Origin of the sequence: Acinetobacter tandoii DSM 14970 = CIP 107469 (assembly GCF_000400735.1) — a bacterium.
In the GTDB taxonomy this organism is placed as follows: Bacteria; Pseudomonadota; Gammaproteobacteria; order Pseudomonadales; family Moraxellaceae; genus Acinetobacter; species Acinetobacter tandoii.
In genome coordinates, this window is record NZ_KE007376.1 from 21,606 (window position 1) to 42,854 (window position 21,249).

A 21,249-nucleotide genomic window follows, 5' to 3' on the forward strand; every position below is an offset into this window, starting at 1 on the left:
TTTAAGTAAAGTTACTTTTCTGAAGTGTATATATGTCCCAGGGTAGAGCGTAATCCAAAGACTCATGAATCAGTAGAGATTCAAGATTTTCACTGATATGGATAAGACGTAGGATGTTAAATTGACAAACCACTCGAATGAACATAATTCACCCCCTAACTCAATCAGTAGATTAAGACGAGTCCGTCATCGCTTTAGTCTACTGGCAGATAAGGCTGAAGATGATGAAATAGAACGTCGAATTCGTGACGGGATCGAGCTATCAGGGGCGATTCCCTGGATTCTCATCTTCGCCATTTTTATTGCATCCGTCGGATTAAATATTAATTCAACCGCTGTGGTGATTGGAGCCATGCTGATTTCCCCACTCATGGGACCGATTATGGGGGTAGGGCTGGGTGTAGCAGTTTATGATTTTAAACTGGTGAAACGTGCACTTTTCAATCTGGGTATTGCAACACTGATCAGTCTGGTCGTATCAACCCTATATTTCTCGATATCACCACTCGATAATGCACAATCCGAACTTTTATCACGGACTAGCCCAACAGTTTGGGATGTGCTTATCGCATTATTCGGTGGATTGGCAGGGATCATTGGGGTCACCCGAGAAGAAAAGTCGAATGTTATTCCAGGGGTGGCGATCGCTACCGCATTGATGCCACCTGTTTGTACCGCCGGATTTGGTATTGCGACCGAACAGTGGAGCTTTGTCGGTGGCGCACTATATTTATATACTATCAATTGTGTGTTCATCAGCTTGGCAACTATTATCGGTATCTGGATTTTAAGGTTAAAGCCACATAGTTTTGCTGACGAAAAAGTCGAAAGACGTGTGAAGCTGTCATTGCTGATGATTGCGATTGTAACCGCAATTCCGAGCGCCTATCTGGCAACCAAATTAGTGAATGAAGAAGTCTTTAAATCCAATGCCAACAAATTCATTACACAAGAATTTACCTTCAAAGATACACAAGTCGCCAGTTCAAAAATTGATAGCAAAACACGTACGATTGAGTTGGCTCTGGTCGGTTTGCCATTAAGTCAGGCCACATTGCAGAATATTGAGGGAAGACTTGCTGTTGCACAGCTTGAAGGAACTAAAATTATTGTTCATCAAACCAGCGATAATAAGGTGGATGTGACTGCCTTGAAGTCTGGATTACTGAGTGATTTGTATTTGAATGGACAAGAGGCCCTACGTCAAAAGGATGAACAGGTAAAACAGTTACAGCAAGAACTGAAGGAAAAAAATGCCTTATTTACCAATGCAGATGATATTTTTGCCGAACTGCGTGCACAGTATCCAAGCGTAACCTCAGTCTTTCTTGGACAGGGCATTGATTTACCAACTGTTGCCAATCAAAAGCAAATACTTCAACTCAGCGTGAGAACATCTGAACCACTATCTAGTGAAGATAAAGTGCGAATAGAAAATTGGTTCAAGGTTAGAATGAAGACGGATGCTGTACTATTAAATTTTTTGGTAAATCAAGATATTGTTAATCAAAAAGATAGCAGTTCAAACTAATACTTGTTAATTTGAACTGCTATGTAGATTGTTTAATTACGGACTACATTTAAAAAATACAAGTGGCGTTCGTATTGATCAATAATGTCCTGGAGTAAATCTTCTTGTGTCCATTCCATGACATTGTAGTTTTTCCCCCCTTCTTTTAGAAAAACTTCCGCTTTGTAATATTTCTGAGAGAGGCTACTTTCGTCATCGAGCATAAAACTCGGAGCTCGTGTTTCAGTAGCCACGACTTGATAGATGAAGTTGATTTCATTTTGATGATCTACTTTCAGTAATAGCCCCCCATCAACCTCACGGATTGAAACATCCAGATTCCGGCGCTGAAATTCATGTTTTATGTTCTGAAAAGCCTGATGAACATTCTGATGAATATAGGCCGTTACTTCGGCTTTAGAATGTGGGTAATGCATAATTAAACCTAGACGCTGTTGCCAGCTTCTTGGGTTTTGTATAGCTCGTGGTGTGATCCTAGCACTTTGTAGGGCCTGTACTTTTAAGACATCTAAACGTAGTGCCTTGATTAACCCCCAGCACAATAACAGCATAATGAAAGTAAAAGGCAAGGCACTCATGATCACTGCAGATTGCAAGGCACTTATGCAAGGAGATATCAATGACATCACCATCTGCATTTAGTGATGGCATTTCAATCCAATCACCAATACGCACCATGTCATACGAAGAAATTTGTACAGATGCGACTAAAGACAAGATGGTATTTTGAAACACCAGCATCAATACGGCTGCCATTGCTCCAAAACCTGCCAGTAAAGTAAACACATCTTTATCTAGGAACGTGCCAATAATCATCAGGACACAGACCACATAAATAATCAGTTTTACTAACTGCAGGTATCCTTTAATAGGTTTGTTTCTAGATTTAGGATTACGCTGATAAATCAGGTTAAAAATATTGAGAAATTCTGATATTGCCAGTGCAATAGTCAAGAATATAAAAGCCTGTGTGCCCATTTGCAGAGTGCTGATTAAGGTTTTTTAAACGTACTTTTAAAAGTGCTTTTATCTGTGCTATAGTCCTATTGTTGAATAGGAGTACCTATGAATTCTGATGCTATCTGGACTGAAACTGAAGAATCTCGTTTGAAACGAGAGGATGAAGTTCGTATACAGAAACTCAGACGTCTATTTGATTTAATGGATGAAAGAGAGGAAGCGGAGGAAGTAGCTGAAGCTAAATTAGGAAAAGCTCTAAGGGTACTTTCATGGTCCGATTTTGAAGACCTAGATGTATGTCCTGGGCTAGAGGCTCTAGAAGAGCAAGCACTTTCTGGTCGTATTGCAGCGTATCATCAATGTGTAGACTCCACTGAGCAACATCGTAAATGGTTAAAGGCATTTCGTTCAGCAATGCCTTACCTTGCGAAGATGCTGCTAGTTACTGATGCCTCCTTGTTTATCAGATTGAGATCCACATTGGACCGGTATGCTGAAATTAGCTATCCGAACCTACTCGTAATGATTCAACCCAAACTCCAAACACTAAATTCTATAGAGGCTTAACTATGACTCAATTAATCCATGCACGAATGACTGCAAGTATTACTGAACTCAAAAAGAGCCCGATGGATACAGTGTTGGCAGGCAAAGGCGAACCTGTCGCAATCCTCAATCGTAATACACCAGCGTTTTACTGTGTTCCGGCTGATCTGTATGAAACGATGATGGAACAACTAGAAGACCTGGAACTGAATAAGATTGCAGATGCTCGTGCGAATCAGAAACGCATTCGAGTAAATATTGATGACCTATAAGTTAGACTTTTTAGAAGAAGCATTAGCAGAATGGAATAAGCTGAATCCAAGTATTAAGCAGCCATTGAAGAAAAAGTTGATCAAGGTTTTGGAGAATCCTCGTATTCCCAAGAATAAGCTGTCAGGGCATCCTAACCGCTACAAGATCAAGCTTCGCAGCATTGGTTATCGTCTGGTTTATGAAGTCATTGATGATGAGGTAGTTGTCATCGTGATTGCTGTAGGCAGACGTGAAAACAATGCCGTCTATGATGATGCAAACTCTCGTCATTCATAAATGATGTAATGCCCATAAGCAGATAGTGTCTATGAAAACACTCATGTTTATGGGCATTTTTGATGTAGATAATCTTCGATTAGGTAGTAGTAAATTACAACTATTTTGAAATCAATAAACAACTATTATGAAACCAAAACGAAATCAATTTATAGGCAGGACATTTACTTCACACAAAGCAGTTGATCCCATTTAAAGTAGTTCTGTGTTAGCCGATTTCGTGACATATTCCATGTTCTGTTCGGCATTAAACTCGCGCCCAAGGCAATCTTGGTTTTGCCATACTTAAGATGAATCGCTTCAAGGGAATCCATCAAGGCATTACTGACTTCGATGCGCTTCATGTCGGTAAACATGTCATACACAGGACTTGCCTTTGGTTCGAGACACGTCAGAATCACGCCACATTTCTTGAATGCTATATCCTTTGCATACAGGCCATCAATCATCGCTGTAGCGAGTTTAGAGAGCACCAACAGGTTGTCGGTAGGTTCTGGTAAAGCCAAGGATAAAGACTTGTTGTAGAAGGGCTTTGAGCTATCAAATGGGTTTGATTGTACGAAACCAATCAAACAACCACACAACAGATTATCATCTCTCAGTCTGCTAACCGCATCCATTACATATAGCGACATAGCCTCCTTGAGATCATCAATATGGTAGATGCGTTGACCAAAAGAACGACTAGCAATGATTTGCTTCTTTGCAGGTGGCGTATGTTCCAGTTCAATGCAAGCAATTCCATGGAGTTCCAATAAGGTTCTGTGCATCACTACAGAAAATTGGTCCCTGATCATCAGAGGGGAAGCCAAGACAAAATCCATAACTGAATGAATCCCCAGGCTGTTGAGCTTCTTGGAATGCTTTCGGCCTATGCCCCAGATTTCACCAACATCTATGGCTTGATGCAGAGTTTCAGCAGAGCATGGATCCATTGAAACCAAGTTGCAAACACCATTGAAGTAAGCGTTCTTCTTGGCAATATGGTTCGCTAGTTTCGCTTCAGTCTTTGAGCGTCCAATGCCAATACATACAGGTAAACCAAGCCAAGAAAACACACGCTGACGAATCTGATGGGCATATTCAGTCAAGTCGTAATTCCCTGAATGAGCTGTCAGATCCAGAAAGCACTCATCAATTGAGTAAATCTCCTGCTCTTTGGGAGATACGAAATCTGATAGGATTTTCATGAATCTGCGAGACATTTCTGCATACAGTGCATAGTTGCTTGATAGCACCTGCACCTGATGCTGCTCTACGATGTCCTTGATCTGAAAGAGAGGAACACCCATCTTGATGCCCAAGTCCTTGGCTTCCTGAGATCGAGCTACAGCACAGCCATCATTGTTGGATAGCACAATGACAGGCTTATTGTTCAAACTTGGGTTAAAGATGCGTTCACAACTGACATAGCAGTTGTTGATGTCTACTAAAGCGTAGATCTTCTGGTGAGATGCTTGCATGAGCATGAAACCAATAAAGTATTAACGCTTTCTGAATGGCTTGATAACAAAAGTCACTACACCCCAAATCACCATTTCCTGCCCATCCTTTAGATGAATGTCAGAATACTCAGGGTTCTCTGCTTTAAGCCAACGGTTATCATCACCCTCAATCATGAGACGTTTTACAGTGAACTCATTGTCGATCAGTGCAATCACGATGTCTTCATGCTTGGCTTCAATGCTCCGGTCTACAATCAGTTCATCATCAATCTCAATACCTGCATCTCTCATGGAAAGTGAAGCTACTTTCACAACGAAGGTTGCAGCTTCATTTTTGATGAGGTGTTCATTCATGTCCAAAGTTTTGTCGATATAGTCCTGGGCAGGAGAAGGGAAACCAGCAGCAACCTTTTCTGAAGCCAAAGGAATATGCATAAGTGTTGTAGGATCTACAAGCGTGATGGATGTCACATCATTGAAGCTTTGCTTCTCTGCCTCGTTGAGGTAATTCCTGATCTCTATGATTTTGGATACAGGTACTCTTATCGTTTTTGTAGGCTCATTATATTTGAGCTTTCTACCGGAACCTTCTCGGCTTCCCCCACGACTATTGCTCATGACTCATCTACTTTTTTGATTTTGTGACGTAATCAAATATATGACTGAATGTATTACAGATTCAAGACCATTTCGATGAGTGGCGAATAAACCTTATGGTTCCCATAAAGGCTACTGCAAATTTTCCCGCATTATCGCCACCTCACTGGAGGTATACGACAATTAATGTCATCTGCATGCTTACGCACGCATAGATAATTGGTTAGTATTCAATTAACAAATATTAGATAAGCTATTCATTGCAGGATGATTTTATGGCTCGTGCTCCAAAGCAAACCAAACAAGAACCCTTAGAAGTCGTTCTGTGGAAAACAGCAGACAAACTTCGTAAGAACATTGATGCGGCGGAATATAAGCACGTAGTGCTTGGCTTAATTTTTCTGAAGTATATTTCGGATTCTTTCGATGTCCATTTCCAAAATTTAGAACAGGGTGAGGGTGAGTTTGCAGGAGCTGACCCTGAAGACCGTGATGAATACACGGCATACAACGTCTTCTTTGTTCCAGAGAATGCACGTTGGTCATTCCTGTTAAACCAAGCCAAACAGCCTAACATCGGGAAGCTCGTTGATGAGGCAATGGAAGCCATCGAGAATGACAACCCTCAATTGAAGGGTGTACTTCCTAAAGTCTATGCACGTCAGAATCTCGATCCTACGAGCCTAGGAGAGCTGATTGACCTGATTGGTAACATTGCACTAGGCGATGCGAAATCGCGCTCTGCAGACGTTCTAGGGCATGTATTCGAGTACTTCCTTGGTGAGTTCGCTTTAGCTGAAGGCAAGCAAGGCGGGCAGTTCTACACGCCTAAATCTATTGTGAGCCTATTGGTCAATATGCTTGAACCATACAAAGGACGTGTATTCGATCCTTGCTGTGGTTCGGGTGGTATGTTCGTACAGTCCGAGAAGTTCGTAGAATCGCATCAGGGCTTAGTCGATGACATCTCCATCTATGGACAAGAGAGTAACCAAACGACTTGGCGATTAGCCAAAATGAACTTAGCGATTCGTGGCATCAACTCAGAGCATGTGAAATGGAACTCTGAGGGTTCATTCCTGAACGATGCACACAAAGACCTAAAAGCGGATTACATCATTGCTAACCCACCATTCAACGTCTCTGACTGGAGTGGTGACTTACTTAAAGAAGATGCTCGTTGGTCATTGGGTGTACCACCTGCAGGTAATGCCAACTTCGCATGGATGCAACACTTCCTGTATCACATGAGTCCTAAAGGTCAGGCAGGTGTAGTCCTTGCGAAAGGTGCATTGACCTCTAAGACCAGTGGTGAAGGTGAGATTCGTAAAGCCTTGGTTTCTGAAGCCAATGTGATTGACTGTATTGTGAATCTACCTGCCAAGCTGTTCTTGAATACTCAGATTCCTGCTGCTTTATGGTTTATGCGTCGGGATCGTGTTGGTTCAACCCAATACAAAGATCGTAGCAATGAAATCCTATTCATTGATGCTCGTAACTTAGGTCATCTCATTAACCGCAGAACCAAAGTATTGTCTGATGAAGACATCAAGCTGATTACTGACACTTACCACAATTGGAGAAACCAAGAGGGTGAGTATGAGGATGTTGCTGGCTTCTGTGCATCTGTACCACTTGAAAAAGTGGCAGAGCTTGATTATGTACTCACCCCAGGTCGTTATGTTGGTTTAGCTGATGATGAAGATGAGTTCGACTTTAAGGAACGCTTTACAAGCTTAAAGGCAGAGTTTGAAGGACAGCTTGCAGAGGAAGCTAAGCTCAATCAAGCAATTGCTGAAAACTTGGCAAAGGTGATTGTATGAGCGAGTGGTTAAGTGGGAATCTCGGAGATATTGCTGATATCGTAATGGGACAATCACCAACAGGCGAATCAGTCAATACCAATGGATTAGGGGTACCTTTGTTAAATGGTCCAACTGAATTTACGATTAGGTATCCTAAAGCTGTTCAATTCTCAACTGATCCTAAAAGATTTAGCAAAGTTAATGACATACTGTTTTGCGTTCGTGGTTCAACCACAGGGCGAATGAATTGGGCTGATGAAGACTATGCAATTGGTCGTGGTCTAGCTGCCATTAGGCACAAGCAGGGGGAAGAGTATCGTTACTTTGTAAAAGCTATTCTCGATTACTACCTTGATACTATGTTGGCTTCAGCGTCAGGTTCAACTTTCCCGAATGTCTCAAAAGATCAGTTAAACGAGCTTGAGATAAGCTATCCATCCTTCCCTGAACAAAAAGCCATAGCCTCAATCCTTTCATCATTGGATGACAAGATTGACTTACTGCATCGTCAGAACAAGACCTTGGAAGCCATGGCTGAAACACTATTTCGTCAGTGGTTTATTGAGGAAGCGAAAGAGGATTGGGAGGAAGTAACTCTAGCTGATGTTTGTACTCGTATCACTGATGGATCTCATAGTAGTCCTGCATCGGTTGAGGATGGGTATCCAATGGCTTCGGTAAAAGATATGTATGATTGGGGTATTAATCAGTCTACATGTCGCAAAATCTCTAAAGAAGATTACGAGGTTTTAGTACAGGCAGATTGTAAGGCATTACAAGGTGACATCCTAATAGCTAAAGATGGTAGTTATCTAAAACATGTCTTCCTTATGGAGGAGAGCTTAGATGTCGTCTTATTATCGTCTATTGCTATGTTGAGACCAAATGGTCAATACCACCCTATGCTTTTAACCTTATTCTTGAAACTAGATTCAACCCATGAGTTGATGCAAAACATCGTCACTGGGGCTGTGATTCCAAGGATTGTCTTAAAAGACTTTCGTAAGTTTCCAATACAATTACCACCCAAAGATTTACAGGATAAAGCAGTCAAGATCGTTAAACCAATATTTGAAAAATGTTGGGAAAACAACCGACAAATCCAAACACTAGAAAACCTAAGAGATACGCTTCTACCAAAGCTCATGAGCGGTGAAGTCAGAGTCCAACACCAAACAGAACAAATTGCATAATATTGCGGTGAAGTCATTTGATGGCTTCACCTTAAGGGAGAGCATTATGGACAATTTAAAAATAGCAACACACTTTATGGTTTCTGATGGAGTATTTGAACAGCATGCTCTTTATCTAACAGAAACAGAAAATGGAAAATATGTAGTATTTTTTTCTGAAGAAGACTCTCAAATTAGACTTCAAATTTTAGAAGATTTTTTAGCACCTTATGATAGCTATACCACATATCGTTATTCAGATAATAAGAGACTATATGATGACATCACAGTTCTGAATAGAGCCCTAACAGCCTTGGATAAACCAGAAGATTTACCTCATTTTTGTAGTGGGGAAGAATTTGTCGAATGGTGCTTTATGGGAGAACCTTTAGAAGGGAATTTGGTTGTGTCAGGAATCCATATTAAGGCATCAAGAGGATTGTATGACCATCATGGAATTTATCTTGGAAACTTCAATGGTACAGATTTAGTTGCTCATTATAGCGGATTCTCAGAACCTCTTAAGAAAGGCGAAATCACTATTACATCGTTGGAGGAATTCCAAGGTGATGCAGACACTCTGTATCACATTCAATACTCTCCTGAAGTTGTTGCCTACTCCAAGTTTGAGATTGTGGATCGTGCACGAAGTAGGTTGGATGAAAATAGCTATAACCTGTTTACCAATAATTGTGAGCACTTTGCTGTTTGGTGCATTACAGGTGAACACAGAAGTGAACAAGTTGAAAAAGTAAAAGAGCACGTGACGACAACTACTACTACAATTATTGGTTTACGCATGATGTATGCAGGTTGGGGAATGTATACAGCAACTACAGCCACAACTGCTGCATTAGGTATTTCAAGGGCACTGTTGCAAATAGTGATTTGAGTCGATGATGTTCCCTTTAAAAAGTACTTAGAGACCGAAAACCCTGTTGATTAGACACACTTCACCCTGAGGCTGACCATAATAAAATGACGATGCTTGTCCTTTACGTAGTGCACGCATGACTTCAATACCTTTAATTGTGGCATAAGCAGTCTTCATAGATTTAAATCCTAATGTGGCCCTGATGATTCGCTTTAACTTACCATGATCACATTCAATGACATTATTTTTATACTTAATCTGCCTGTGCTCAATATCTACTGGACATTTTCCTTCTCGCTTTAATCGTGATAAAGCATGGCCATAGGTCGCTGCTTTATCTGTATTGATGACCCGTGGAATTTGCCATTTTTTCACCGTATTGAAGATCTTTCCTAGAAAACTATAGGCTGATTTACTGTTCCGTCTAGCGGAAAGGTAAAAGTCAATCGTATGACCCCGTTGATCAACTGCACGATACAGGTAAGTCCATCGCCCCTTCACTTTGATATAAGTCTCATCCATATGCCATGAATGTAAATCTGTAGGATTACGCCAATACCAGCGTAACCGTTTTTCCATTTCTGGAGCATAACGCTGAACCCAACGATAAATTGTACTGTGATCCACATTTATGCCTCGTTCAGCGAGCATTTCTTGAAGTTCACGATAGCTGATGCCATATTTACAATACCAACGAACAGCCCAAAGAATGATTTCACCTTGAAAGTGCCGACCGTGGAAGGGATTCATCTGCTGTATCTCGAAATAAATAAGATATTTAGCTTATCATGTCAGCCTATTTGCAACAGTGCCGCAAGGAATTGCTTTAGCATTAGAAATGCTTTAATTAGTACAACAGACCTTATCTGGATTTTTATTGACCATGGCTCATTCCCACACACATGAGACATCACATTACGGTACGGCCTTTGCTATCGGTATTGTATTGAACTTGGGCTTTGTTTTAATTGAAGCATTCTATGGCTGGCAAACCGACTCCATGGCCTTGCTGGCTGATGCGGGCCATAACTTAACCGATGTCGGTGGATTACTTCTGGCATGGGCAGCCTATAGCGTAGCGCGTATTCACTCCAATCGTCGACATACTTATGGTTGGCAAAAAGCCTCGATTCTGGCCAGTTTTACTAATGCCGTGCTGATCCTCTTTGCGATGTTTTCTCTAGGCTGGGAATCTATACAACGGATTCAGTCTCCCAGCCCTGTAGCGGCAGTCACCGTTATGATCGTCGCTGCAATCGGTGTGGTAGTGAATTTGAGCACCGCCCTTTTGTTTCTTAAAAACAGTCAGCATGATTTGAATATCAAAGGTGCCTTTCTGCATATGGCGGCAGATGCCGTTGTTTCGGTCGGCGTAGTGGTCGCGGGGGCCTTATATTTATGGCAGGGCTGGTTATGGATTGACGCTGTGGTAGGTTTGATTATCGCCATTATTATTATTTTGGGAACATTTTCCTTGTTCCGCCAATCCTTACACTTGCTCTTTGATGGTGTGCCCGATCAGATTAACCTTTTAGAAGTCAGGAACTGCTTACTCAATATTCCGAGCGTTGTGGATCTGCATGATTTACACATCTGGAGTATGAGTACCCTGGAAAATGCACTCACGGTGCATGTGGTTTATGATGACAACTTACAAACTGCGAATACCTTACTTGCAGAAATTACCGAAGCTTTACATCATCATTTTGATCTCAAACATGTGACGGTGCAGCTGGAATCGATCGCTTATGCTGAAGGTTGTGAAATGAAACTTAAACCACATTATACTTCTAGCCAATCCTTGTTGAAATAAAGTCTCAGAATCATATATTTCATATTGCGCATATTCGGATATTCATATATAACCAAGCTATTCTTTTAAGGATAACTCTCATGGATCAAATGCCGAAAGTGCAAATTTATCATAACCCTGCCTGTGGCACTTCACGTAATACCCTGGCTTTAATTCGTAATGCGGGCATTGAACCTGAAGTGATTGAATATCTGGTCACCCCCCCTTCAAAAGATCAGTTGATCAAACTGATTCAGGATTCTGGCTTAAGCGTTCGTGAAGTGTTACGTAAGAATGTGGATCCTTATACCGAGTTGAATCTGGATGATGCAAGTTGGACCGATGAAAAACTCATTGATGCCATGCTTGAACATCCGATCCTGATTAACCGTCCACTGGTAGTTACGGATCTCGGAACACGTTTATGCCGTCCATCGGAAGTAGTGCTGGACATCCTGCCTTTGCCACAATTAAAAGCTTTTGCCAAAGAAGATGGTGAAGTCATCATTGATGAACAGGGCAATCGCGTAAAATAAAGCATTATTCACTGAAGAAAAGCTCAACTCTGTTGGGCTTTTTTTTTACAGAAAAAAACACATTGACAGCCATCAATATAATTTAGATACTCAATATTATAAGTATGTTACGGAAAATCTTAATTGGATCATGAACAAGCGACTTCTCTTTATAAAGTTTTGACGGATGCTACCCGTCTCAAGATCTTACAGATGCTACAGACAGGGGAATGTTGCGCATGCGAATTGTTGCAAAATCTTGCCATTACCCAGTCTACTTTATCGCATCACATGAAGTGTTTGACTGAATCGGGTCTGGTCAAAGGAAGAAAAGACGGACGCTGGATACGCTATTCACTGAATCCCATCCGTGCTGAAGAACTGTCTCTATTTACACAAGCACTATTATTCCCCCAAGACCAGGAGATTTAAATGGATCAAATAATTGCCCTCTTTGCTTGGCTGAATGATGTGCTGCTTAAAATGACCTGGCTCTCGGATGGTGTACGCTGGCTGGTCGAAAATGTCTTCGGTTTATCGGTCGCGACCCGGCTTGGTGGCAGTATTCACTTCTTTATCTATGATGTCTTCAAGATCTTTATTCTGCTCTCGGTCCTGATCTATACTCTGTCATATATCCAGAGTTATTTTCCGCCTGAACGTACCAAGCAGATTTTAGGCCGAATGACCGGGATTAAAGCCAATATAATGGGGGCCTTACTCGGCACCATTACCCCATTTTGTTCCTGTTCCTCGATTCCGCTGTTTATCGGTTTTACCCGTGCCGGATTGCCTGTGGGGGTGACCTTTTCATTTCTGATTTCATCTCCGTTAGTCGATCTAGCTTCAATTATTTTATTGGCCAGTATTTTTAACTGGAAAATCGCCATGATCTATGTGCTACTGGGTTTAGTGCTGGCGGTACTGGGCGGCTCATTGATTAGCTTTTTAAAAATGGAAAAGTATGTGGCTGAGTTTGTCACCCATAATGGTGCCATTCAGGGAGAAGAAGATTTTAGTATGACGGCTAAACAGCGACGCGAGTTCGCTTGGGAGCAAGTAGTAGAAATTTTTAAAAAGGTCTGGTTGTATGTACTGATCGGGGTAGGTATTGGTGCGGCGATTCATAACTGGATTCCTGAACAATGGATTACCGCCTTACTCGGCCAGGAACACTGGTATTCTGTGTTAATCGCTACGGTCGTTGGTATACCGATGTACGCGGATATCTTTGGTACCCTGCCGATTGCGGAAGCGTTGGTAGGCAAAGGTGTAGGGTTGGGTACGGTCTTGGCCTTTATGATGGCGGTGACCGCGCTTTCCTTGCCTTCCTTGATCCTGTTAAAACAGGTGGTGAAACTTCCTTTACTTAGCCTGTTTGTTGGTATCGTATTTGTCGGGATTTTGGTCATCGGCTACAGTTTAAATAGTTTTGGTTACTGGTTTTTATAAAACGTTTGGAGAATAAAACATGCAAATTAAAGTCGTAGGTACAGGCTGCCGTAAATGTAAGGCGCTCTTGGCGGCAACAGAAGAAGCAGTCCAAAGCACGGGTGTGCAAGCGGACATTGAATATGTCACGGATATGATGAAAATTGCGGAAACAGGCCTGTTAAGCACGCCAGGTCTGATTATTGATAATAAAATCGTTTCTAGCGGTAAGGTGCTGGAAGCTCAAGCCGTAGCGGAGCTGATTGAGAAAAATAAATAAGCCCAAAATGCATTTTCTTTAAAAAAACCAGTAGCTCAGACTACTGGGTTTTTTATGGCGTGAACTGAAATTATGTCAGTTATTGCTTAACGATTAATACGGGTACTTAGGACAACTTTAATACCTCTTCAGCCACACTACCTAAAGCCAGTTTCTGAATGCCTTTTCGTCCATGCGATCCCATCACAATCAGTGAAGCAGCCAGTTCTTCAGAGAGACTGACAATAGTTTGCGCAGACACTTCAGCTTTGACGAGTTTGGTTTCAACCTCACGTGCACCTGAATCGACCGAGAGTTTTTGTGCATCGGCCAAGGCCTTTGTTGCATTACCACACGCTTCATCAAAAAACTTTTTCATCGTTGTTGCATCTGCACCAAAGTAATAAAAATCGGTATTGGCAAACGGATTTTCTTCGACAATACTGATGACAATCAGCTTGCTGTCCAGGGCATTTGCCATAATGGCGGCCTCTCTGACTGCTGCAAGTGCCTGATCAGAACCGTCAATCGGCACTAAAATATTTTTATCAGTCATTCGATATTCCTTAAATTTTCTAATCGTTAAAATTTTCTTTATTCATAACACAGCCGAGAAAAGCGGACAATTTTTTAAATTGACCTCTTTCAAACCACATTATAATCCTTCCTTTATCATTTTTAACTTATACTATTTACTGTATATGCGGATATGTATATATTTGCATAATAGAATGGGAGCAGCTATGGACCACGTTCAGTTTTTTAAATGTTTATCCGATGAGACACGTCTCAGTATTGTCATGTTGATTGCTGAAAATGAAGAGCAATGCGTCTGTGATCTGACGGACAAATTGCAAGTGAGCCAACCCAAGATTTCACGGCATTTGGCTTTGTTGCGCTCTAGTGGTTTGTTGAATGACCGTCGTCAAAGTCAGTGGGTGTATTACAGCATCAATCCGCAATTACCGGCGTGGTGTTTTGAAATTCTGGATGCTCTCAAACACAGCCAATCTCCGATTTCCCTTTCCACATCTGCTCTGCCGATTCAGAGCCATTGCGAGTAAGTTTTTATGAAGTTTTTATTTTTGTGCACCGGTAACAGTTGCCGCAGCATTCTCTCTGAAGTTCTGTTTAACAGCCGTGCGCCTGAAGGCTGGATCGCTTACAGTGCGGGCAGCAAACCATCAGGTCAGGTGCATCCTTTAACGATTAAAACCTTGCAGAATCTGGGTTTATCTACCGAAGGCTTATCGAGCAAAACCATTGATGCCTGCGAGCAATATGAGCCAGAAGTCGTGATTACGGTATGCGATTCAGCTGCACAGGAAGCCTGCCCATTGTATTTGGGTGGCGCAATCAAGGCACATTGGGGCTTGTCTGATCCTTCACATCTGGACTTACCTGAAGAAGAAAAATTACAGGCGTTCTTGACCACTGTGGATCACATCAACAAGCGTTTAGATGCGTTCTTCGCTTTAGATGCAAAAAACTTGAGCCGTCCAGAGCTCATTGCTGAAATCAATAAAATTTCTCATATTTAATCGAGCACATTATGTCTAAACAAGGATTATCCTTTTTAGATCGCAACCTGACGCTATGGATTTTTGTGGCCATGGCATTGGGTGTTGCGATTGGGGTGTTTTTTCCGCAAGCATCGACAGCACTGGATGCCATGAGTGTGAACTCGGTCAATCTGCCGATTGCGATTGGTCTGATTCTGATGATGTACCCCCCGTTGGCCAAAGTGGACTACGCGACCCTGCCACAGGTTTTTCACGATAAAAAGACTCTGACTTTATCACTGGTACAAAACTGGCTGATTGCACCGGTACTGATGTTTGTGCTGGCCATCGTCTTTCTCAGTGATTATCCGGAATACATGACCGGCCTGATCCTGATCGGTTTGGCACGCTGTATTGCGATGGTACTGATCTGGAACGGCCTGGCTTGTGGTGATAACCAATACGGTGCCGCACTGGTGGCGTTTAACAGTATCTTCCAGATTGTTTTCTTTAGTAGTTATGCCTGGTTCTTCCTGACTTATTTGCCACCATTTTTTGGGGTAGAAGGTCATGTGATTAATGTGGATTTCTGGACCATTGCCAATGCCGTCTTGATCTACCTGGGTATTCCTTTCCTGATGGGTTTCCTGACGCGTATTTCATTGGTCAAAGCCAAAGGTCTGGATTGGTATCAGACGAAATTCCTGCCAAAAATTGGCCCACTCAGCTTGCTGGCTTTATTGTTCACCATCGTGGCGATGTTTAGTTTAAAAGGCGCTGATGTAGTGAGCTTGCCTTTAGATGTATTGCGTATTGCGATTCCACTAACGATTTACTTTGTACTGATGTTCTTTGTCAGCTTCTTTATGAGTAAATGGATGGGCAATGATTATCCAAAAACCACCGCGATTTCCTTTACTGCTGCGGGCAATAACTTCGAGTTGGCTTTGGCTGTTGCAATCGCCACGTTTGGTCTGGCTTCTCCGATTGCCTTTACCACCATTATTGGTCCATTGGTTGAAGTACCGGTGTTAATTGCCTTGGTGAGCGTATCTTTATGGCTGAAGAAAAAATATTATCCAAATAGTTAAGAGGCAGAATATGACACTCCCAAATCTTGAATCTGATCTTTTGCCGACGCCTACATTTGCTGAGGTACAAGCCAAAGAACTGACCCATCCCCCACGGATGTTATTGCTGTATGGCTCAAACCGAGAACGCTCGTACAGTCGTCTTGCAGTGACGGAAGCAGGTCGTATTTTGGAGCGGTTTGGCTGTGAAGTAAAAATCTTTCATCCCAAAGGTTTACCTTTGCCGGAAGATGGTGATCTGGAACATCCTAAAGTCAAGGAACTGCATGAATTGCTAGCATGGTCTGAAGGCATGGTCTGGTGTTCACCTGAGCGGCATGGTTCGATGAGTTCGATCTTTAAAGCGCAAATTGACTGGATTCCACTAGCAGCGGGAGCCATTCGTGCGACTCAGGGCAAAACCCTGGCACTGATGCAGGTCAGTGGTGGCTCACAGTCTTTCAATAGCGTCAACCAGATGCGAATCTTGGGGCGCTGGATGCGGATGATCACGATTCCGAATCAGTCTTCTATTCCCAAGGCCTTTTTGGAATTTGATGAAGAGGGACGCATGAAACCTTCGTCCTTATATGATCGGATTGTCGATGTGATGGAGGAACTGTATAAGTTCACCTTGCTGACCCGCGGACAAAGCGCGTACCTCACGGATCGTTACTCGGAGCGTAAGGAATCGGCTGAAGAGCTGTCTAAGCGTGTCAATCAACGTAACATCTAATCTGTTAGAGAATATAAAAATGTCAACACGCCATTCAAAACTCATCATTTTAGGTTCTGGTCCTGCCGGTTATAGTGCAGCGGTATATGCGGCACGTGCCAACTTAAAACCTATGCTGATTGCAGGTATGCAACTCGGCGGCCAGTTGACCACCACGACTGAAGTCGATAACTGGCCAGGTGATCCTGAAGGCTTAACCGGTCCGGCATTAATGGAACGTATGCAGGCGCATGCCGAACGTTTTGGTACTGAACTGGTCTATGACCATATCAATGAAGTTGATTTGAACACGCGTCCATTTGTCCTTAAAGGTGATATGGAAGAATACACCTGTGATGCCCTGATTGTGGCAACAGGTGCAACCGCACAATATCTCGGCCTGGAATCCGAACAGGCATTCATGGGTCAAGGCGTAAGTGCCTGTGCAACCTGTGACGGTTTCTTTTATAAGAACCAGAAAGTTATGGTAGTCGGTGGTGGTAATACAGCGGTTGAAGAAGCCCTGTATTTGTCCAACATCGCGGAGCATGTGACATTGGTGCACCGTCGTGACTTCCTGCGTTCAGAAAAGATCCTGCAAGATCATCTCTTCGAAAAAGAAAAAGAAGGTAAGATCAGTATCATCTGGAATCATCAAGTGGATGATGTATTGGGTGACAATACCGGTGTTACAGGTGTACGTTTAAAATCGACACAGGATGATTCCATTCAGGACGTTGATGTTCAAGGTGTATTCATTGCAATTGGTCATAAACCAAATACCAGTATGTTTGAAGGCCAGCTTGAGTTACGAAATGGCTATATCCAGGTACAAAGCGGTACTGCAGGCAATGCTACAGCCACTTCCGTACCGGGTGTTTTCGCTGCTGGTGATGTTGCAGATAGCGTATACCGTCAAGCCATTACTTCGGCTGGTTCAGGCTGTATGGCTGCATTGGATGCTGAAAAGTACCTTGATAATTTGTAGAAGTAATACTCTCATTTTATCTACCCTCTAATATAGAGAGATAGTGCTGCCCATGCCCAATATCAGTTCATCCTGATATTGGGTTTTTATTGGGCACAATGATCAAGATAGATATATACTTTTGATAATAATGAAGTTATGGGAAAGAAAAATGTCAATAACAACAGAAACAGACGTGATCATCATTGGTGGGGGGCAAGCAGCATTAGCTACATCTTACTTTTTAAAGCGCAATGGTCTGTCTTTTATCATTTTAGATGAACAGCCGCAGGCAGGCGGTGCCTGGCTACATGCTTGGGATTCTTTGCGACTGTTTTCACCGAATAGCTGGAGTTCCTTACCAGGCTGGATGATGCCAGGGACCGAACAAACCTATCCAACTCGTCATGAAGTGATTGAATACATACAACAATATGAGCAACGTTATCATTTTCCGGTTGTCCGTCCTGTGCATGTTGATCGTGTTGAGGCTGAGGAAGACATGTTAAACGTCTATGCGGGTGAACAGTCATGGAAAGCCAAGGCTGTGGTGAGTGCAACCGGTACCTGGAGTCATCCTTATATGCCAGCTTATCCAGGTCAGGAAAATTTTAAAGGACTACAATTACATTCCGCACATTACCAAAATGCAGAAAACTTCAAAGATAAGAACGTCATGATTGTGGGTGGTGGAAATTCTGGAGCACAAATTCTGGCTGAAGTTTCTCAAGTGGCAAATACACTTTGGATCACGCCGACACCTCCTCAATTTCTAGCTGATGATGTTGATGGACGTATCTTGTTTTTACGCGCCACGGAGCGTTTAAAGGCACAACTCGAAGGTCGTACTGTAGATCAGCCGATTGGCGGCCTAGGCGATATTGTTATGATTGATTCGGTCAAAGATGCACGTGCACGTGGTGTGCTGCATAGCGAGCGACCATTTACAGCATTCACGGAAGATGGCGTGATTTGGGAAGATGGATCAGCTCAAAAGATCGATGCCGTGATTTGGTGTACTGGGTTTAAAGCGGCTCTAGATCATTTAAAACCGCTTGAGGTCGTAGAGGAAAACAATACGGTACTGGTTACAGGGACAAGGTCAGTCAAACAACCTAACCTGTGGTTAGTGGGATATGGTGAATGGACTGGACCTGGTTCAGCAACTTTAGTGGGCGTTTCAAGGACAGCAAAAGCAACAGCTGAAGAAATTACTAAATTTTTAGCTTAAATTTTATGGGGTAGTTATTTATGAGCCTATAAAAATTAGTAGATCATTTATACTCCCCATTTAGAAAAACTTGCAGACCCTTTTAAAATTTGTAATCCTTGTTACTAAGGGTGTCTAGCTAGGCTAAGACAGGTGTTTGTTGTAGTCGGGCCGCTACAATACTGATAAAGAGCGCCTGTATGTTTAATTTCAAGATTTTTAATAAAGTCTCTGCAGAAGTATTGACCATCAAAAATGACCTTCAGCTTAATGCTGAGCTGCAATTAATTAATAAATATAAAACGGCCACTTCTGAAGATTATAAACAGGCTATTGTTTTGATCTTTAAAGAACGTGGCTATACACGTTTGGAAATAGGTCAATTACTTGGGGAGCTAAAAGCTTCATAAAATACCGATTAAACAAAGCTTGGTATAACATCCAGGCTTTATAAAAAAGTACCTAGCTGTTACCCTTGTCCTGATTTTTTACTCTAAAAAGTTCCTCCATCTTATGACGCTTACGCCACCTTAAGTTTATTTACCCTCTTAAATCTGTAAATAACTCATCACTGTCTAGTGATGTGGTGTAGTAGCTTGTGTGTCATATATCACATCACTAGCCTTTCCTAAAATTTAAAAAAATAGGCTATTTTCATGTTATCCACTATTCGAGAACAGTGGTTCTCTAACATCCGTGGGGATGTACTTGCCGGATTAGTCGTCGGTCTTGCACTCATCCCTGAAGCCATCGCATTTTCAATTATTGCAGGTGTAGATCCTAAAGTCGGTCTATACGCATCCTTCTGTATTGCTGTCGTGATTTCTTTCGTAGGTGGTCGTCCAGCAATGATTTCAGCTGCTACAGGGGCTATGGCACTGCTTATGGTCACATTGGTCAAAGAGCATGGGCTTGAATATCTGCTGGCAGCAACAATTCTGACAGGCATGATTCAGATATTGGCAGGCTATTTAAAGCTCGCCAAGTTAATGCGGTTCGTATCTAAATCTGTAGTTATTGGATTCGTAAATGCGTTAGCGATCTTAATTTTCATGGCTCAGTTACCAGAACTGATTAATGTGACCTGGCATGTATATGCTCTGGTTGCTTTAGGTCTGGCGATTATTTATCTCTTTCCTTTGGTTCCCAAATTAGGAAAATTACTCCCCTCTCCACTTGTCTGCATCATTGCGATCACATTACTGGCAATCGCTTTAGGAATTGATGTACGGACTGTTGGTGATATGGGGTCTTTACCTGACACACTTCCAATGTTTTTGATTCCAAATATTCCTTTGAATATTGAAACATTGATGATTATTTTGCCTTACTCAGTAGCACTGGCGGCTGTAGGTTTACTTGAATCGATGATGACAGCAACCATCGTGGATGAAATGACAGATACGCCAAGTGATAAATATCAGGAATGTAAGGGACAAGGGATTGCGAATATTGCTTCTGGCTTTATGGGTGGCATGGCCGGTTGTGCCATGATTGGTCAATCTATGATTAACGTAAAATCAGGCGGCCTTACACGCTTATCAACATTCTCTGCGGGTATTTTTCTTCTTATTCTGGTTGTATTTATTAGTGACTGGCTCAAAGTGATTCCAATGGCTGCATTGGTAGCGGTGATGATCATGGTCTCGATCAGTACCTTTGAATGGAGTTCTGTCACTCAGTTAAAAGATAATCCTAAGAGCAGTAATATCGTCATGATTGCGACCGTAATTGTAGTTGTTGCTACGCATAACCTGGCTCTAGGTGTATTAACGGGCGTATTGCTTTCAGCCTTATTCTGGCACTGTTGCAAATAGGCTGACATGATAAGCTAAATATCTTATTTATTTCGAGATACAGCAGATGAATCCCTTCCACGGTCGGCACTTTCAAGGTGAAATCATTCTTTGGGCTGTTCGTTGGTATTGTAAATATGGCATCAGCTATCGTGAACTTCAAGAAATGCTCGCTGAACGAGGCATAAATGTGGATCACAGTACAATTTATCGTTGGGTTCAGCGTTATGCTCCAGAAATGGAAAAACGGTTACGCTGGTATTGGCGTAATCCTACAGATTTACATTCATGGCATATGGATGAGACTTATATCAAAGTGAAGGGGCGATGGACTTACCTGTATCGTGCAGTTGATCAACGGGGTCATACGATTGACTTTTACCTTTCCGCTAGACGGAACAGTAAATCAGCCTATAGTTTTCTAGGAAAGATCTTCAATACGGTGAAAAAATGGCAAATTCCACGGGTCATCAATACAGATAAAGCAGCGACCTATGGCCATGCTTTATCACG

24 protein-coding genes and 3 pseudogenes are annotated in these 21,249 nt (G+C 42.2%); 21 read left to right on the plus strand and 6 right to left on the minus strand.

Translation table 11 applies throughout. From position 1 onward, the window contains the following. Positions 1-121 precede the first annotated feature (121 nt). Positions 122-1,531, plus strand: a complete 1,410-nt coding sequence (locus tag I593_RS18700) for a TIGR00341 family protein (RefSeq protein WP_016165420.1) — start codon at positions 122-124, stop codon at positions 1,529-1,531. 32 nt (positions 1,532-1,563) lie between these two features. Here the strand turns inward: I593_RS18700 and I593_RS20185 are convergent. Together I593_RS20185 and I593_RS18710 are read right to left on the minus strand one after the other, a co-directional pair. Continuing rightward, a pseudogene (locus I593_RS20185) lies at positions 1,564-2,133 on the minus strand (choline transporter); the annotation flags it as partial. Position 2,134: 1 nt separating this feature from the next. Continuing rightward, positions 2,135-2,527: pseudogene (locus tag I593_RS18710) on the minus strand (mechanosensitive ion channel family protein); the annotation flags it as partial. A 69-nt stretch (positions 2,528-2,596) separates the two neighbouring features. On the opposite strand from I593_RS18710, the gene I593_RS18715 reads away from it, so the two are divergent. Genes I593_RS18715 through I593_RS18725 form a run of 3 tightly spaced genes read left to right on the plus strand, consistent with a single transcriptional unit; the run spans position 2,597 to position 3,586 of the window. After that, positions 2,597-3,058 (plus strand): hypothetical protein, encoded by a 462-nt coding sequence (locus tag I593_RS18715; RefSeq protein ID WP_016165423.1) that lies wholly within the window; start codon positions 2,597-2,599, stop codon positions 3,056-3,058. 2 nt (positions 3,059-3,060) lie between these two features. Next, on the plus strand, positions 3,061-3,309 hold the full coding sequence (locus I593_RS18720; protein ID WP_000192612.1) for a type II toxin-antitoxin system Phd/YefM family antitoxin: 249 nt from the start codon (positions 3,061-3,063) through the stop codon (positions 3,307-3,309). Continuing rightward, positions 3,299-3,586, plus strand: coding sequence for a type II toxin-antitoxin system RelE family toxin (locus tag I593_RS18725; RefSeq protein WP_005134734.1), 288 nt, complete (start codon positions 3,299-3,301; stop codon positions 3,584-3,586). Before I593_RS18720 ends, I593_RS18725 begins: the two co-directional genes overlap by 11 nt. 164 nt (positions 3,587-3,750) lie before the next feature. On the opposite strand, the gene I593_RS18730 is transcribed toward I593_RS18725, so the two are convergent. Both I593_RS18730 and I593_RS18735 read right to left on the minus strand, forming a co-directional pair. After that, a complete protein-coding gene (locus I593_RS18730) occupies positions 3,751-5,055 on the minus strand; it encodes a Y-family DNA polymerase (protein WP_016165424.1) in 1,305 nt (434 codons plus the stop codon). A 15-nt stretch (positions 5,056-5,070) separates the two neighbouring features. Next, positions 5,071-5,649 (minus strand): LexA family protein, encoded by a 579-nt coding sequence (locus I593_RS18735; protein WP_004676046.1) that lies wholly within the window; start codon positions 5,647-5,649, stop codon positions 5,071-5,073. A gap of 254 nt (positions 5,650-5,903) precedes the next feature. On the opposite strand from I593_RS18735, the gene I593_RS18740 reads away from it, so the two are divergent. Genes I593_RS18740 through I593_RS19830 form a run of 3 tightly spaced genes read left to right on the plus strand, consistent with a single transcriptional unit; the run spans position 5,904 to position 9,497 of the window. Further along, entirely contained in the window at positions 5,904-7,451 is a 1,548-nt protein-coding gene (locus I593_RS18740) for a type I restriction-modification system subunit M (RefSeq protein WP_016165425.1), read from the plus strand. Continuing rightward, entirely contained in the window at positions 7,448-8,626 is a 1,179-nt protein-coding gene (locus tag I593_RS19825) for a restriction endonuclease subunit S (RefSeq protein WP_016165426.1), read from the plus strand. The genes I593_RS18740 and I593_RS19825 overlap by 4 nt, the downstream gene beginning before the upstream one ends. Before the next feature lie 46 nt (positions 8,627-8,672). Continuing rightward, complete coding sequence (locus tag I593_RS19830) at positions 8,673-9,497, plus strand: lecithin retinol acyltransferase family protein (protein ID WP_016165427.1); 825 nt, start codon at positions 8,673-8,675, stop codon at positions 9,495-9,497. A gap of 27 nt (positions 9,498-9,524) precedes the next feature. Here I593_RS19830 and I593_RS18755 read toward each other — a convergent pair whose 3' ends face one another. Beyond that, positions 9,525-10,229, minus strand: a complete 705-nt coding sequence (locus I593_RS18755; RefSeq protein ID WP_001067783.1) for an IS6-like element IS1008 family transposase — start codon at positions 10,227-10,229, stop codon at positions 9,525-9,527. 133 nt (positions 10,230-10,362) lie between these two features. Between I593_RS18755 and I593_RS18760 the strand changes: the two genes are divergently transcribed. The 5 genes from I593_RS18760 to I593_RS18775 all read left to right on the plus strand — a co-directional run bounded on the left by I593_RS18760 (position 10,363) and on the right by I593_RS18775 (position 13,497). Continuing rightward, a complete protein-coding gene (locus I593_RS18760) occupies positions 10,363-11,292 on the plus strand; it encodes a cation diffusion facilitator family transporter (protein ID WP_005253541.1) in 930 nt (309 codons plus the stop codon). Between the two features lie 80 nt (positions 11,293-11,372). Further along, positions 11,373-11,807: an arsenate reductase (glutaredoxin) gene (gene arsC / locus I593_RS18765; protein ID WP_016165428.1), complete on the plus strand. Its 435-nt coding sequence runs from the start codon at positions 11,373-11,375 to the stop codon at positions 11,805-11,807. 123 nt (positions 11,808-11,930) lie between these two features. Continuing rightward, complete coding sequence (locus I593_RS20195; protein WP_016165429.1) at positions 11,931-12,218, plus strand: ArsR/SmtB family transcription factor; 288 nt, start codon at positions 11,931-11,933, stop codon at positions 12,216-12,218. Then, positions 12,219-13,238, plus strand: coding sequence for a permease (locus I593_RS18770; protein WP_016165430.1), 1,020 nt, complete (start codon positions 12,219-12,221; stop codon positions 13,236-13,238). It abuts the gene before it with no gap. A 19-nt stretch (positions 13,239-13,257) separates the two neighbouring features. After that, entirely contained in the window at positions 13,258-13,497 is a 240-nt protein-coding gene (locus I593_RS18775; RefSeq protein WP_016165431.1) for a thioredoxin family protein, read from the plus strand. Positions 13,498-13,603: 106 nt separating this feature from the next. Here I593_RS18775 and I593_RS18780 read toward each other — a convergent pair whose 3' ends face one another. Next, complete coding sequence (locus I593_RS18780; protein WP_016165432.1) at positions 13,604-14,032, minus strand: universal stress protein; 429 nt, start codon at positions 14,030-14,032, stop codon at positions 13,604-13,606. Positions 14,033-14,219: 187 nt separating this feature from the next. Here I593_RS18780 and I593_RS18785 point away from each other — a divergent pair, with 187 nt between their 5' ends. The 9 genes and pseudogenes from I593_RS18785 to I593_RS18825 form a co-directional block, all read left to right on the plus strand. Further along, a complete protein-coding gene (locus tag I593_RS18785) occupies positions 14,220-14,540 on the plus strand; it encodes a metalloregulator ArsR/SmtB family transcription factor (RefSeq protein WP_016165433.1) in 321 nt (106 codons plus the stop codon). 6 nt (positions 14,541-14,546) lie between these two features. After that, entirely contained in the window at positions 14,547-15,017 is a 471-nt protein-coding gene (locus tag I593_RS18790) for an arsenate reductase ArsC (RefSeq protein ID WP_016165434.1), read from the plus strand. 11 nt (positions 15,018-15,028) lie between these two features. Then, positions 15,029-16,069, plus strand: a complete 1,041-nt coding sequence (arsB, locus tag I593_RS18795) for an ACR3 family arsenite efflux transporter (RefSeq protein ID WP_016165435.1) — start codon at positions 15,029-15,031, stop codon at positions 16,067-16,069. A 10-nt stretch (positions 16,070-16,079) separates the two neighbouring features. Further along, complete coding sequence (arsH, locus tag I593_RS18800; protein WP_016165436.1) at positions 16,080-16,784, plus strand: arsenical resistance protein ArsH; 705 nt, start codon at positions 16,080-16,082, stop codon at positions 16,782-16,784. A gap of 19 nt (positions 16,785-16,803) precedes the next feature. Beyond that, positions 16,804-17,751, plus strand: coding sequence for a thioredoxin-disulfide reductase (trxB, locus tag I593_RS18805; RefSeq protein ID WP_016165437.1), 948 nt, complete (start codon positions 16,804-16,806; stop codon positions 17,749-17,751). Between the two features lie 151 nt (positions 17,752-17,902). Then, positions 17,903-18,961 (plus strand): ArsO family NAD(P)H-dependent flavin-containing monooxygenase, encoded by a 1,059-nt coding sequence (locus tag I593_RS18810; protein ID WP_016165438.1) that lies wholly within the window; start codon positions 17,903-17,905, stop codon positions 18,959-18,961. 179 nt (positions 18,962-19,140) lie between these two features. Continuing rightward, on the plus strand, positions 19,141-19,350 hold the full coding sequence (locus I593_RS18815) for a hypothetical protein (protein WP_010116191.1): 210 nt from the start codon (positions 19,141-19,143) through the stop codon (positions 19,348-19,350). Between the two features lie 246 nt (positions 19,351-19,596). After that, positions 19,597-20,739: pseudogene (locus I593_RS18820) on the plus strand (SulP family inorganic anion transporter); the annotation flags it as partial. 64 nt (positions 20,740-20,803) lie between these two features. Continuing rightward, positions 20,804-21,249 (plus strand): IS6 family transposase (locus I593_RS18825; protein WP_016165440.1); only part of this gene is annotated, 446 nt, incomplete at its 3' end.